This window comes from Nonomuraea sp. NPDC049655 (assembly GCF_044465465.1).
GTDB lineage: Bacteria > Actinomycetota > Actinomycetes > Streptosporangiales > Streptosporangiaceae > Nonomuraea.
Genome location: NZ_JBITLS010000001.1, coordinates 247,672 through 261,492, shown reverse-complemented (window position 1 = coordinate 261,492; position 13,821 = coordinate 247,672). Strand labels below are relative to the sequence as shown.

The following is a 13,821-nucleotide window of genomic DNA, read 5'->3' as shown; positions in this document are numbered from 1 at the left end:
TCGGCAGGATCACTGGCCCGCCAGTACCGCCTTGGCACGCCGCACCCAGGTGGTGAAGACGGACAGCGACTCGGTCAGCGCCTGCCGCTGGTCGCGGACCATGACCTCTTCGTAGGCGCGCTTCGCCGCGCGGTACGTCGGCAGCAGGCCGGCGCCGTCCGCGCAGGCGGCGTCGTCGGCCGCGACCTGCTTCTCCGCCTGTGTGGCGGCCACACCGGGCTCCCGGCCGGCCCAGCGCAGGTCGGCGCGGGCGCTCATCGGGCTGTCGTAGGCGTACCCCTTGGCCGTCATGCAGCTCACCCACTGGTTCAGGGCCCGTGCGACGGCGGTGTGCTCCAGGGCGAGGAAGCTCGCGTCGTCGGCCAGCAGCCGGGGGTCGGCGGCCAGCGCGTGGTCCTGGCCCAGGACGCTGGTCTCGCCGCTGGTCGCGCAGCCGCCCTGGGGGATGGACTCCCCCGGCCCGGTCGTGGCGGCGGTGCCGTCGTAGGCCGCCATCTCCTCCGCCGTGGGCGCACGCTGGTCGGCGGGCTCCGCGGCGGCGGCCGCCACGGCCGGGTCGAGCGCGGGCCTCGGGTATCCGGACCGGGAGGCCGCCGTCGCGTCGAGGGGTTCGATCAGGTCGGCCTCGACGTAGTCCTCGGGGTTCCAGTTCCGTACGACGCCCGCCGTCCAGGCGGAGAAGCCGAGCGACTGCATGCACGTGGCGGTCGCGGCGTCCTTGGCCAGGTCGATGGTGTGGATGTCGGTCATGGACGTCATGTACGGATCGAGCGGCATCGGCAGCCCCGGATCCGACGGGACGGCGGTGAGCGCCGGCTCCGGAATCGGGGACGGCTCCGGCCCGAGCGTCCCCGTGGGCCCGGGAACCGGCAGCACCTCGCCCGTGGTGGGCAGGGGGTCGGGGTCGAGGGTCGGGGAGGCTGCCGAGCTGTGCGCCGCCGGCTGGAGGTTGACCGCGGCGATCCCGATGGTCAGCAGGACGGCCCCGGCGGCCAGCAGCGGTGGTGTGCCCTTTCTCATTTGCCGTTCCTCCTCCAGAAGCACTCGCCCTTGCCGATCCATCTGCCCTCAGTGCAGTATTCGCGCGAGTAGAGAATGACGTTGGAATAATGGAAGGGCTGCAGCACGCCCAGGGTGTCGTGCCATCCGTCGCCCCGGCAGCCCTGCCAGTTGTACCAAATGAGGAATCGGCGGTTGTAGATGCGGCTGTAGACGCTGCGGCCCTTCCACTGCTGCTGGGCGCCGCCCCACCAGCTCCATTGCGTGACCGGGCACGCGGCGCCGTTGTAGTCGGGGGTGAAGGTGGAGTTCCAGCGGTCCATCGATTTGCCGCTGTTCACGTTGCGCACGCGGTAATAGCCGGCGCTGGTCTTGGTGTCCTTCCACAACTGGTTCTTGCCGCCGTTGTAGCGCCAGACGGAGACGATGCCGCCATTGGCCTTCGATTTCTGGTAGACCTCCAGATACTGGCGCGTGTATTCGTTCTGCCAGCGGTATGTGCCGTCCGCGTGCGCGGCGGCGGGGAGGACGGCCGCCACGGTCGTGACCGCGGCGACGACCGTCACCGCGGCCCGCGTGGCCGTGCGGACGGCGGGACGAGAGCCTTTCATCGTGTGGATCTCCCTTCTGCGCGGAAGGTGCGAGGGTTCCGCCCGGCACGGGGACGCACCGGCCGGCGGCGGCTGCTCACGAACCCTGGACGTGCCACCATCTCGTGCACCTCCAGCTGCTGCCGCCCTTCACGCAGGCCCTGAAGTAGCGGCCGGTCACCTCGTTGACGCCGCCCGTGGTCCCGCTGCTCGCGCCGCTGGGGATCGTCTTGTGGCAGGCGTGGTAGGACGAGCCGCCGGTGTCGGACCAGTCGAGCGAGACCTTGTCGCCCGATCGCAGGCCGCTGCCCCAGGCCCACCAGATGCTGGAGTTCCACGTACCGCTGTAGAGGCCCGCCCCGCCGCGGGAGGTCCCGGCCACGTACTCCAGCCGGGACCTGTCGCCCTTGGCGGGGTAGTAGTCGTACGGGTCGTAGTTGGGCCCGCAGGAGTAGTTGATCAGTCCCGCCGCGTGGACCTCCTCCGAGATGATCACGTCGCCGTCGTCGGTCGCCGGCTCGCGGGACGGGGTCGGCGACGGCTGGGGCGAGTGGGCCAGCGCGGGCGGGGTGGTGAGCAGAGCGGCGGCGGCCACGCCGAGTACCAGGGCGGAAGCGACTCGTACTGCTTTCACGTGTTGTCACCTTTCGGAGGGCTGGATGCCGCGCCTCGACGTGCGAGCGCGGGCGCGACATCCATCGCCACGGGTGGGGGACGGGCACGTTCGCCCGGATCTGCCTGACGGTCGGTCGAGGAACCGCTTCGAGGCGAGTTCAGGCCGGTGAGGCGGGGGCCGGCCCGCCGCACGCGATGCGGCGGGCCGGTCGTTCGTGCGCCAATGTATCCACGGGCGGTCTTGACTGTCGTCAATCAGCCGGTGGACGTACGGCTCCACCCACCGCAGTAGCCCCGGCCGCCGTGTCAACCAGCGTCGTATTCCACACCCCGGGTTCCGGGTGGCGCCCGGCCCGGGCCCCGTGACCGGGTTCCACCGAGGCGGCCGGGCTGGTGGACGAGCTGCTGCGACGGTCGCCGGAGTTCCAGGCGCTCTGGGCCGACACCGCCGAGAAGCTCGCGCTGCTGACCGTCGTCGGCCCCCCAGGCGATGCGAACCGAACCCGCCCGATGAACCGATCGAACAGGCACCGTGGTCGCCGGGCCGCGCCGGGCCTTGGGCGGAGGCGACCTCGACGCCGCATGATCACCGCCTCACGATCTCTCGCTCCCCTGCCCAAGCAGCCCTGCCTCGCGAGCATCGCGGACGAGCTGCGTCCGGCTCGGGCGCATCAGCCACACGGCGGCGGCGAGCGTGAGCACCCAGCCGATCACCTCGATGAGCAGGTGATCCGTTGCGTCGGGGACGGATTGCAGCAGGTACACCCGGACGCTGTTGATCGCTCCGTGCGTCAGGACCGCGGGCCAGACGCTCCCCGACCGCCGGCGAAGTGCGAGCAGCAGCGGCGCCCAGGGCAGCATGCCCGCGAAGTAGATGACGATGTCCCAGAGGGGTCGATCACCGATGACGGCGAGGACCGGCAGGTGCCAGACGATCCAGACCAGGCCGCTGACCAGGGCCAGCGGCCAGAATCCCCACGACGCGGCGCGCGTCGCCAGCCAGCCGCGCCAGCCGAACTCCTCGCCGATGGCGAAGACCGACTGCATGAGGAAGACCGGAACGATCCATATGGTCGCCGCGAAGATCTGGTCAAGCGGGTTGAGCCGCCAGATCCCCGATGCCAGTGCGATGGCGGTCTGGATCGCGGCGATCGCGGCGATGAGGCCGATGCCGATGCCGGCCCACTTCGGTGTGCCGCGCCACCTTATGGCGAACGTCTCCCGGAACGTCCCGGGCCGTCGGGCAAGCCACATGATGATCGCCGCGAGCAGCGGGGACTGCTGCATGATCGGAGTGATCAGGTTGTAGAGGTCCGTCGGGACGAGCCGGAAGACCATCGGAACGGACAGCGCGAAACACAGCAGGACGGCGACCGCGAAGAACCACGTGACATCGATGGCGGTTGATCTGGCAGAACGGGAACGCGGGGAGGACGCAGTCATGCTGACCTCGTTTCGTCCGGACGCGAGGATCCAGCGGCTGCGACGCCCGGCGTGCCGTGGACGGAGCGGTGGTCCCCGGCATGGGCCGGGGCTGTCCAGCCGACGAGCATGACGACGTTGCGAGGTATGAGACGTAGGAAACGCACGATGTCGAAGCTAGGGCGGAGGAATCGGCCCGGCCTCACCCGAAGGGGTGAACCCGGTACCGCCCGTCAGGATGGAATCCGTGGCGAGCGACGAGCCCGTTCTCGAAGGCGTAGATCACCACGTGCCCGCGGTCACGCAGGTCCAGCTTCTGCAGGACGGCCCGGACGCTGCGACGGCCCGGGCCAGGGCGGCGGCCCGACGTCTCCAGGACTTGAGGCCCTGGTGAGGAGAGTGCTCATTCATCGGTGGCTGCCAGGCGCCGAGTCCGCCCGGTCAGCCGACCCGGCATCTGCCATCAGGTCAGGGGGTTCCAGAAGGCGCAGCGGTGCTCGCGGGCGAGGTTCACCGCGCGGATCCCGTTCCGGCCGGTGGCGAGCGACAGCACCTGGCCGCCCTGCGCGTCGTAGGGCGGCCAGCCGGTCGCCCGGTCGCCGTTGGGGTCGCCGGTGTGGGCGAAGCGGGTCCAGTAGCCGATCATCTCGTCGGAGAGCCGCCGCTGCTCCGGTGACAGGTCATGGCCGGCGTACGCGCGCGAGAACAGGTACTGGAGCTCCCCCGCGTGGTAGGCGCCTGTCGGATAGCTCTGCGAGGAAGCCTCCTTGAACCACGGCGCCGTCCGGTCCGAGAACTCGTAGGCGAAGGTGGGCACGTACCGGCCCAGCAGCCCGTTCATCTCGACCGCGGGGCAGGCCCAGGCCCAGTCGGTGAGCGTGGTCGCCATCGCCCAGCTCGTCGAGCCCTTGTAGTCGCTCAGCGGGTAGCGGCGGATCACCTTCGCGGTCTGCCTGCCGTCCAGGCCCAGGAACGTGCCGAGCACCGCGGGGTAGTCCTTGGGGGCGATCGGGCCGCCCGCCTCGGCGTCGAAGCCGACCTGGAAGGTGACGTGCTCGTCCCGGGTGATGCCGTGCATGACCGGCGCCTTCGCGAACTCGCCGGACCTGAGCAGGCGTACCGGATCCTGCGGAAGCACTCCGGCGCCGTAGGCCGGCGCGAGCCCGCGCGGACCGACGGCCTTCAGCAGCACGGACACCGGCTTGGACCGCAGGCAGACAGCCGCCGTGCGAAGGTCGGCGCAGCCGGCCGCGGCGGCGATCTCGACGGCCTGCCGCTCCGCCTGCGCCCGCGGCTTGGGACGCCAGGTCTCCGCGTCCGGTCCGGCCGTGCTCGGGGCCCACGGCCAGCGCAGGGTGCACGGCCCGCTCTGCATGATGACGCGCTGGAACAGCCCTCGCGATCCCGGGGCGGTCAGGTGGACGCAGCTCGACATCCCGCCGGCGGACTCCCCGAAGAGGGTGACGTTGTGCGGATCGCCGCCGAACGCCGCCGCGTTCGCCCGCACCCAGCGCAGCACCGCCTGCTGGTCCTCGATGCCGAAGTTGCCGGACCCGTGCCGGGCCGGACCGCCGTCCAGCGCGGGGTGCGCCAGGAATCCGAGCGCGTTGAGCCGGTAGTTGAAGGTCACCACGATGACGTCGCCCTTGGCGGCCAGCCGTTCGGCGCCGTAGATCGCTCCGGAGCCGCCCAGGAAGCCGCCGCCGTGGATCCACACCATGACGGGCAGCTTCCCGGTGGTGCGCCTCGGCGTGGTGACGTTGAGGTACAGGCAGTCCTCGGCGGTGCTCGGCTTGTCGCCGATGAAGTCCATGACCTGGGCGCACGCGGGGCCGGGACGGGTCGCGGCGCGCACCCCCCTCCACCCGGCGGCGGGTCGCGGCGATCCCCATCTCAGCGGCCCTACGGGCGGCGCCGCGTACGGGATGCCCTGGAAGAGCCGGTATTCGTCGCGCAGCACGCCGCGGACGAGGCCCGTCTCGACGCGGACCAGCGCCGGATCGTCGCCGGCCCGGCGGCCCGCGGCCGTCGCCGGTGGGGCTGTGGCGAGCGCGGTGACCAGGCAGGCGAGCACGGTCATGGGCGTCCGAAGGACGTTTCTCATGGGATTCCTCAATGTGGGTGAGACGGGAGAGCCCTGGCTCAGGAGGCCGGAGACCCGATCACTTCGACGGGGCCGCGCCGCATGGCGGACCGGGACGAGACGAGCGTGACCGGCACCACGATCAGCACGATCACGGCGATCATCGCCGGGAGCACCCACAACGGGCCCGTCGGCACGATCGATCCGACCGCGACGGCCGTGGGAAGGACGGTGAACGCGGCGATCACCACGCCGGCCGCCATGCTGATCGCGGCCACGACGGAGACCTCCACGAGGAGCATCCGCCGTACCTGCCGGCGGGTGGAGCCGGCCAGGCGCTGGGCGGCGAACTCCCGGCGCCGGGACAGCACGGACACGGCCATCGTGTTGACGGCGGCCACGGCGGCGTACGCGATGGCCAGGGCGGCCAGCAGGTAGCTGATCCAGGCCTGCACCCCCAGCTCCGCGGAGAACATCGCCGACAGGCGGCTCCGGTCCCCGACGGCGAGGCCCGGCCGGCCCGCCGTCTGCCGTTCGAGCCTGCTGACCAGCGTGTCCTGACCCGAGACGGCGCGTACGAGGATCGCGGACGGCAGGCCCGCGGTCGTGTGCGGGGCGAGCAGCGCGGCGGGCAGCACGACGGCGCCGTGGTCGGGGGAACTGTCGAGCAAGGCGACGACCTTCACCTCGACCGGTGTGCCGTCGCCGAGCCGTACCGTGATCCGGTCGCCCAGCCTGATGCCGAGGTCCTCCGCCTGAGCCGCGGGCAGGGCGGCGCTCTCGCCGGTGAGGTCGCGCAGCGAGCCCGAGGTGACCGCGGCGGCCAGGATCGGCGCCTCGTCCTGGACGTCGATGCCCAGCAAGGTGCCCGGGTCGCTGCCGCGGGAGTCATAGGGCTTCTCGATCCAGCCCCTGCTCGACACGAGTGGCGAGGCGCCGGCCAGGCCCGGTGTCCGGCGGATCTGCGCCAGGAGGGCGGCCGGGACGCCGGTCTCGGCGGTGATGACGGCGTCCGCCTGGAATTGCTCCGCCTGGCGGCGTACGGCGGCGTCGTCCTGGGTGGTCTGGGCGTACACGTTGCTCAGCGTGATGGCCGTGGCCAGCACGAGCGGCGTGAGCACGGATGCGAAATGCACGGCTCTGACCCGCGTGTTGATGACGGCGAGCACGCTGCCCCGCCCCCCGATCCTCCTGATGAGGGGGGCCGCCCTGCCGACCAGCCGGTCGAGGAGCTCGGGGCCGACCAGCGCGACGGCGACGCCTCCGGTCAGGACCGCCGGGCCGCCCACGGCCGAGGCGGTGTCCGGGTCCAGGAACATCGTCGTCGCGGCCAGGGCCACGGTCGCGCCTGCCAGCAGGACGGCGAGCAGCCGGCGCGTCGGCCCGACGGCCCCCGCGGGGATCGCGGCCTCGGTCAATGCCTGGACGGGCCGTACGCGGGCGGCGGGCAACGCCGCGAGAGCGGCGGCCGGCCACGGGATCAGCAGGGCCAGCAGGAGCCCGGCGGCGAACGCGATGACGCTCGGCCGGAACCGCAGCTCCGGCGGCACGACACCGCGTTGCGCGCTCAGCTCGAAGATCGAACGGCCGAGCAGGCCCCCGAGCAGTGTTCCGGCGAGTGCGGCGAGCACGGACACGATCATCGTCTCGGCCACCACCATGCGATGGACCTGCCGGGGTGTCGCGCCGGCGGACCTGAGCAGCGCCAGCTCCCGCCGCCGCCCGCGTACCGAAAGACTGATCGTCGCGGACACCACGAGTGCCATGACCACGAGCACCAGGCCGCCGAAGATGCTCGACAGCAGGATCAGGGGCAGCCGGCTCGCGGCGAGGCCGGGGAACTCTGCCCTGCCGCGATCGGCGCCGGTGAGGATCGTCAGGTCCGGGGGCAGCCGGCCCTCCAGTCGCCGCGCCAGGTCCTCGGCCGAGGTGCCGGGGGCGGGCAGCACGCCGATGACGTCGGCCGTCCCGGGGCGGTGGGAGAATCGCCTCGCGTCGGAGGCCGAGAAGAAGATCGCGAGGGTGTCGACGCGGTGTCGTGGCCGCGCGACACCGGTCACCGTGAAGGGCTGCGACTGACCGCCGGCCACGACGTCCACCGTGTCGCCCGGCTGCTTGCCCGCCCGGCCGGCCAGGGCGGCGTCGAGCACGACCTGACCGGCGGCGCGCGGCTCAGCACCCCGGATGAGGGCGTACGGGGTGAGCGCGGCCGAAGCCCACCCGTGTCCCGTCAGCTGCGTCCCCAGCAGCCGGTCGCCCACGACCACGGCCGCCGGGAAGGACACGTCCGGGATGGCCCGGCCGACGCCGGGAACGCCACGGACCTGAGCCGCCAGGGACGTGTCCACGCGCGGCCGTTCGGCGTAGGGCACGGTCTCCGACTCCTCGTCGGGCAGGTGGAAACCGGCTGATCCGGCGATGACGACGGGGGTCCCGGCGAGCCGTTGCGCCGAAGCTTCGAGGCGGACGGCCGACTCGAAGAGCCCGGCGCACGCGATGAGGAGCGAGCAGCCCAGCAGCACGGCGGCGAAGGTGGCGAGGGACTGCGCGGCGCGGAAGCGCAGGCCGGCCAGGGAGAGTCTGATCACCGCCGGGCCCGCGCCGTCTCGTGCGCATTCGCCGGGGAGCCGAGCCGGGCCAGATGGTCGGCCACCTCCGCGACCGTGGGTGAGGGGAGCTCCGCCACGAACCGGCCGTCGAGGAGGAAGATCACGTTGTCGGCGTACGACGCGGCGACCGGGTCGTGGGTCACCATCACGATGGTCCGCCCGGTGCGGGCGAGGTCGCGGATCAGCGTGAGCACCTCGACCGCCGTCCGGCTGTCCAGCGCTCCCGTCGGCTCGTCCGCGAAGATCACCGGCGCTCTGCTCGCCAGCGCACGGGCGATGGCCACCCGTTGCTGCTGGCCGCCGGAGAGCTCGCCCGGCCGGTGCGTGATCCGGTCCTTGAGGCCGACCCGGCCGATGACCTCCGACACCCAGTCGGGGTCGGGGTCACGACCGGCCAGCAGGTCGGGCAGGGTGACGTTCTGGCGTACGTCGAGCGCGGGCATGAGGTTGAACGCCTGGAAGACGAAGGCGACGTGATCGCGGCGCAGGAGGGTCAGGCCGGTCTCGGTCATCCCGGTCAGCGACCGGCCGGCGAGGGTCACCGTGCCGGAGGTCGGCTCGTCGAGCCCGGCTGCGCAGTGGAGCAGCGTGCTCTTGCCCGAACCGGACGGCCCCATGACCGCGGTGAAGCTGCCCGGCGGGAAGCCGATGGACACCTCGGCGAGCGCCGTCACCGCGTTGCCGCCGTCTCCGTAGGTCTTGCGCACCCGGTCGAGGAGGACCGGCGGGTCAGCCGGCGTCATCGGGAATCTCCCGACAGCCGGCCGCGGTACTGCCCTTCGGCGGCGAGCCACACCACGCCCACCACGACACCGCCGACCACCACGCTCCATAACCACCACGCGTCGGCCAACCGCGCGGTGACGGCACAGATCACCAGCCAGACGACGAACTGGACAAGGACCATGCCGGACCACACCAGCGTGACGACGCTCAGCAGGCGCGGCAGGACCGTCGGCGCCACGCCCGGCAGGCCCGTCAGGGCCGCGCCCAGGGCGTCCCGCGTTCCGGCGGTGGACGCCTTGGCGTGCCGTTCGTCGGCCTGCTCCGCCGAGATCGATCCGCCGAGCCTGGCTTGGTCGATCCGGTCGGCCGCCGCTTGGCGCTCCTCCGGCGACACGGGGATCCGGCCGGGGCTGAGCAGGCGCGTCGGCAGAGTCCGTGCGCTGCTTGTGTCGCTCACTTCCGGCCTCCGGCTTCTGGGCGCGAATCAGTGCAGGACATGAAAGGTCTCCGATTTCTTGGAGTGGCGGTTTCTTGGAGTGGCGGCGCAGTCTTGCGCCGCCACTGCTCGACGAATGCGTGGGAGTCGCATCCTTTTCTCGCTTTTCGATCCGTTTCCGGCCTATTGCGTAGGTGCCGCGACCGCTGCCGTTCCGGCGCCGGGGGCCGCGGGGGCGGTACGGCGAGCGCCGCGTAGCAGGCTGACGCTGACGGCGAGGGTCCACAGACTCCAGAGGGTGCCCATGCTGGCGGTGGTGCCCCAGCCTTGTGCGCTGTAGAAGTCGGCGGCGTCGTCGCCGAAGTACACGGCGGGCAGGAAGGCGAGGTTGATCGCAGCCAGGACGTAGGCCGAGCGCGCCACCCAGCGCGGGAGCAGACCGAGCCGGGACACCGCGATCCCCAGGGCGATCAGGAAGAGGCCCATGAGCAGCCTGGAGACGGCGCCCTGCATGAGGTACTGGGCGCCGGCGAAGGGCCCTTCCATGGTGGTGTCGATGTCGTGGTCCACCGTGATCGCCGCGCCCACCTCCATGGACTGCGGGACGAACACCATGGCCACCCACAGCAGGCCGGCGTTCTGGACGATGCCGGCGACCCAGTCGTAGGCCGGGTCGACGTGGCGGATGAGCTGGCGGAGCCCGACGAAGTAGACGATGTAGACGGTGCAGCCGGTGATGCCGAGCAGGCTGCGGGTCAGGACGTCCCAGTCCGGCGGGGTCTCGTAGATGAAGTACAGCGGGACCTGGATGACGATCAGGAGACTGGCGACCAGGCCGGCCAGGCCGGCGTACCTGCGGATGGCGGTCTCGGACACGACGGTGTCCTCCTCACGAGAGGCGTGACAAATAAAACTGGGATCTCGTTAACCACCCTCAACGTAGCCCTACGGCTTCACTAATACAACCCTGGTTTTCTTAGCTGCCTATTTCGGCATTCAAAGGAGACTCGGGTTGCGTTAGACTGGTGGTCACGCGAGCGAAGGAGCATGTGTTGTCCGAGGACCGCCCGGCACCGGGCACGATGCGACCGCGCGGGCGTACCGAACGGGTGCGCGCCGCCGTCCTGGCCGCCACCCGTGCCGAGCTGGAGGCCCACGGGTACGCGGAGCTGAGCATGGAACGCGTGGCCGAGATCGCAGGCGTCGCCAAGAGCACGGTGTACCGGCGATGGCGCGACCCGGTGGGCCTGCTGGTCGAGCTCATCGCCGACCTGTCCAGCTCCGAGGTGCCGCTCCTGGACACCGGGTCGATCGAGGTGGACCTGCGCGGGCTCGCGGTGGGCATCCACCGCTTCTACAACGACCCGGTCCGGCGCCCGGCGATGCTCGGACTGATCACGGCGGCAGTGCTGGACCCGAGGGCGGCGCAGGCATTGCACGACTTTTTCCGGACCCGCAACGACCTGGCCGCGGAGTCGGTGCGGCACGCGATCGAACGCGGCGACCTCCCGCCCGACACCGACCCGATCCAGGTGATCCGATCGGTCGGCGCGCCGTTCTACTACCGGATGCTCGTCAGCCATGAGCCCATCGACGAGACCGTCGCCGAACAGGCCGCCGCGGCCGCCATCGCCGCCGCGAAGGCGGGAGCGTATACCGCCCGGCCGGATCAGAAGGGTTGACAGACGCGTTCACCGAGGCCGAGCCGCTCGTGATGCCGTCGTTTCCGTACAAGACGGTCGCGGTGACCGGTTCGTAGCATGGGCACAGGCGTTCCGCCGCTGCGCCGGCATGGCGCTGCGGCCCCCGCCTGCCGATCCACCTGGCGACCCCGTGTCGCCGGACCATGAGGAGAACAGCACATGCGTGATCTGATCTATACCGGTTTCATGTCGCTTGACGGCGTTGTGGACTCCCCGGGCGGCGGGCCGGGCGAGGAGCACCGCAGCGGTGGCTGGGTGGTCAAGGACATCGAATTCCTGCCCGAGGCCTTCTCGCTGAAAGGCGAGGAGCTTGAGGAGACGACGGCGCTGATGTTCGGCCGCCGGAGCTACGAGGCGTTCGCGCCGATCTGGCGCGACTCCGATGACCACGCCGCCTACAAGGATCTGCCCAAGTACGTGGTCTCGACCACGCTGTCCGAGGACGCCCTCGTCGAGGGGTGGGGGCCGACGACGATCCTGCGCTCGGCCGAGGACGTCGTCGAGCTCAAGAAGAGCGAGGGTGGCGGAATCTTCATCCATGGCAGCGCGGAGCTCGCCCGGCGGCTGTCGGAGGCGGGGCTGATCGACCGGTACCACCTTCTCGTCTTCCCGGTGCTGCTCGGGGCCGGGAAGAGCCTGTTCACCGAAGCGGACAGGGACAAGCAGGTGCTCAGCCTCCGGGCGTCGGCTGCCTACCCCAACGGGATCGTGAAGCTGATCTACGACGTCGTCAGCTGATCCAGGTCCAGGGCGATCGCACCGCCGGTGCCCTCTCGGAGTTGCCGCGCCGTACGCCCGACGTACCGGCGCAGCGCACGGGCCAGGTGTGGCTCGTCGAAATACGCCAGCCCCGAGACGACATCGGCGACCGGGACGCCCGCGGCCAGGAGCGCCGAGGCCCTGCGCGCACGCTCGATCTGCCGTATGGCGCCCTGGGTCAGCCCGGTCGCCGCCCGGAACCGGCGTTCGACGGTTCGTCCCGAGACCGCTGGACGATGACCTCGGCGAACGTCGGCGACGAGCGGGTCACGGACCAGGGCCCCGGCGCGGACCAGACGGCCGACCAGAGCCTCGGCGTCGTCGGGGGCCGGGGATTCCCAGCGGACGCCGTCCAGCACGAAGGTCCGGCCCGTGGTGTCAGGAAGCTCGATGCCGCCGTCGACCAGGGCCGGCGGGGGGACGGCGCGCAGCGACGTGCCTATGGCGAACTCGATGCCGACGAAGGTGCAGCCCTCCGGCACCGGCGCGGTGCCGGACCTGGTCTCGGGACCGGAGATGCCCGCGTGCGCCCTGCCCTCGCGCTCCCAGAAGACAAGGCCCCAGCTCACCGCTGCGACGGAGGTCATCTCGGCGACGTGCTCGCTCGTACAGTTCCACACGGCCTCGACCCACGGTGAATCGGACGCGCGTGTCTCGAACCGCAGTGCCACGAAGGAAGGATACGCGCGAGGGCCTGCGGGCCCACGAACGGATCACGGGCGAGACGTAAGGAAGTGGTGAGGAATTTCCACCAAAGGGCCCCTTACGTTGATCGCGACACCGATCCGCCCCCCGAAGGGACCTTCAGCATGCGTCGATCCCTCCGCCCCCTCATGGCCACGACCCTGACCATGGTCGCGCTCACGTGCTCGGCCCCGCTCGCGTCCCCGGCAGCCGCCGCGGCCGGCACGGCGGCACCGCTGCGCGCCACCCACCTCGGCACCCTCGGCGGCACATGGAGCATCGCCCGAGGCATCAACGACCACGGCCACGTCGTCGGGGACAGTGCGCTGAAGTCCGGGCTCAGCCACGCGTTCCTCTGGAAGAACGGCAAGATGACCGATCTCGGCACGCTCGGCGGCCAGGGCAGCTTCGCCTCCGACATCGACGACGACGGGCGCGTCGTCGGCTGCAGCGAGCTGGCCTCGGGCGAGTGGAGTCCGTTCCTGTGGGAGAACGGCAGGATGACCGATCTCGATGCGCACGGCGCCCCCGGCTTCTGCGGCGCGGACGTCGCCCGCGGGCACGTCGTGGCCACCTACGCCCCCTCCCCCGGCTTCACCGAACAGCGGGCCTTCCTGCTGTCCGGTGACGTCAGGACCGTCATCGACCGCCGTCCCGGCGTGACGGCCGCCGCCGTCAACGACCGGGGGCAGGTGGTGGGCGCCGACAACTACACGGCGAGTGACACCGGCTCGCCGCTGCCGACGTACCGGGCGTATCTGTGGTACGACGGCACCGGACGCGAACTCGGCACGCTCGGCGGGCCGAGCTCACCCAGCTCGATCAACAATCTGGGCCAGGTGGTCGGCAACTCCGACACGACCGACGGCCGCCGCCGCGGCTTCTTCTGGGACGGCTCCGCCATGACGGCCCTCCCCCTGCCGGCCGACGCCTCCGACTACGCCGGCGCCGATGCCGTCAACGACAGCGGGCAGATCGTCGGCTCCTACAGCAAGGCCGGCGAGGTGTACGGCTTCGCCGCCCTCTGGGCCGGCCCCACCGCCCTGCCGCGCAGGCTGCCGCTGCCCACCGACGTGCGGGTGAACTCCTCCCAGGCTTTCGACATCAGCAACCGGGGATGGATCGTCGGCTTCATCGACTACTACTGGAACACCGGTCTCGGCACCCAGGCCGTCATCTGGCGCGGGGAATGACG

13 protein-coding genes are annotated in these 13,821 nt (G+C 71.3%); 3 read left to right on the top strand and 10 right to left on the bottom strand.

All coding sequences use genetic code 11. The annotated features are described in order from the left end of the window. Positions 1 to 9 precede the first annotated feature (9 nt). The 9 genes from ACIBQ6_RS01300 to ACIBQ6_RS01260 form a co-directional block, all read right to left on the bottom strand. Complete coding sequence (locus tag ACIBQ6_RS01300) at positions 10 to 1,020, bottom strand: hypothetical protein (RefSeq protein ID WP_397209615.1); 1,011 nt, start codon at positions 1,018 to 1,020, stop codon at positions 10 to 12. Next, positions 1,017 to 1,610 carry an RICIN domain-containing protein gene (locus ACIBQ6_RS01295; protein WP_358298047.1) on the bottom strand — a complete coding sequence of 198 codons (594 nt, stop codon included), beginning with the start codon at positions 1,608 to 1,610 and terminating at the stop codon, positions 1,017 to 1,019. The genes ACIBQ6_RS01300 and ACIBQ6_RS01295 overlap by 4 nt, the downstream gene beginning before the upstream one ends. A 76-nt stretch (positions 1,611 to 1,686) precedes the next feature. Continuing rightward, the gene (locus ACIBQ6_RS01290) at positions 1,687 to 2,223 is read right to left on the bottom strand and encodes a hypothetical protein (protein WP_358298048.1); all 537 of its coding nucleotides are present in this window, start codon (positions 2,221 to 2,223) and stop codon (positions 1,687 to 1,689) included. Between the two features lie 575 nt (positions 2,224 to 2,798). Then, positions 2,799 to 3,647 (bottom strand): lysostaphin resistance A-like protein, encoded by an 849-nt coding sequence (locus ACIBQ6_RS01285; RefSeq protein WP_397209614.1) that lies wholly within the window; start codon positions 3,645 to 3,647, stop codon positions 2,799 to 2,801. Positions 3,648 to 4,089: 442 nt separating this feature from the next. Further along, on the bottom strand, positions 4,090 to 5,730 hold the full coding sequence (locus tag ACIBQ6_RS01280; RefSeq protein ID WP_397209613.1) for a carboxylesterase/lipase family protein: 1,641 nt from the start codon (positions 5,728 to 5,730) through the stop codon (positions 4,090 to 4,092). A gap of 38 nt (positions 5,731 to 5,768) precedes the next feature. Continuing rightward, complete coding sequence (locus ACIBQ6_RS01275) at positions 5,769 to 8,297, bottom strand: ABC transporter permease (RefSeq protein WP_397209612.1); 2,529 nt, start codon at positions 8,295 to 8,297, stop codon at positions 5,769 to 5,771. Then, positions 8,294 to 9,061: an ABC transporter ATP-binding protein gene (locus tag ACIBQ6_RS01270; RefSeq protein WP_397209611.1), complete on the bottom strand. Its 768-nt coding sequence runs from the start codon at positions 9,059 to 9,061 to the stop codon at positions 8,294 to 8,296. Before ACIBQ6_RS01270 ends, ACIBQ6_RS01275 begins: the two co-directional genes overlap by 4 nt. Beyond that, a complete protein-coding gene (locus tag ACIBQ6_RS01265) occupies positions 9,058 to 9,501 on the bottom strand; it encodes a DUF1707 domain-containing protein (protein WP_397209610.1) in 444 nt (147 codons plus the stop codon). Before ACIBQ6_RS01265 ends, ACIBQ6_RS01270 begins: the two co-directional genes overlap by 4 nt. A gap of 162 nt (positions 9,502 to 9,663) precedes the next feature. Then, positions 9,664 to 10,356, bottom strand: a complete 693-nt coding sequence (locus tag ACIBQ6_RS01260; RefSeq protein ID WP_397209609.1) for a hypothetical protein — start codon at positions 10,354 to 10,356, stop codon at positions 9,664 to 9,666. A gap of 176 nt (positions 10,357 to 10,532) precedes the next feature. On the opposite strand from ACIBQ6_RS01260, the gene ACIBQ6_RS01255 reads away from it, so the two are divergent. After that, the gene (locus ACIBQ6_RS01255; protein ID WP_397209608.1) at positions 10,533 to 11,162 is read left to right on the top strand and encodes a TetR/AcrR family transcriptional regulator; all 630 of its coding nucleotides are present in this window, start codon (positions 10,533 to 10,535) and stop codon (positions 11,160 to 11,162) included. Between the two features lie 180 nt (positions 11,163 to 11,342). Then, positions 11,343 to 11,921 (top strand): dihydrofolate reductase family protein, encoded by a 579-nt coding sequence (locus tag ACIBQ6_RS01250; protein ID WP_397209607.1) that lies wholly within the window; start codon positions 11,343 to 11,345, stop codon positions 11,919 to 11,921. Here ACIBQ6_RS01250 and ACIBQ6_RS01245 read toward each other — a convergent pair. Then, a complete protein-coding gene (locus ACIBQ6_RS01245) occupies positions 11,903 to 12,613 on the bottom strand; it encodes a helix-turn-helix domain-containing protein (protein ID WP_397209606.1) in 711 nt (236 codons plus the stop codon). The two genes, ACIBQ6_RS01250 and ACIBQ6_RS01245, sit on opposite strands and share 19 nt — an antisense overlap. A 138-nt stretch (positions 12,614 to 12,751) precedes the next feature. On the opposite strand from ACIBQ6_RS01245, the gene ACIBQ6_RS01240 reads away from it, so the two are divergent. Continuing rightward, entirely contained in the window at positions 12,752 to 13,819 is a 1,068-nt protein-coding gene (locus ACIBQ6_RS01240) for a hypothetical protein (protein WP_397209605.1), read from the top strand. Positions 13,820 to 13,821: the final 2 nt, after the last annotated feature.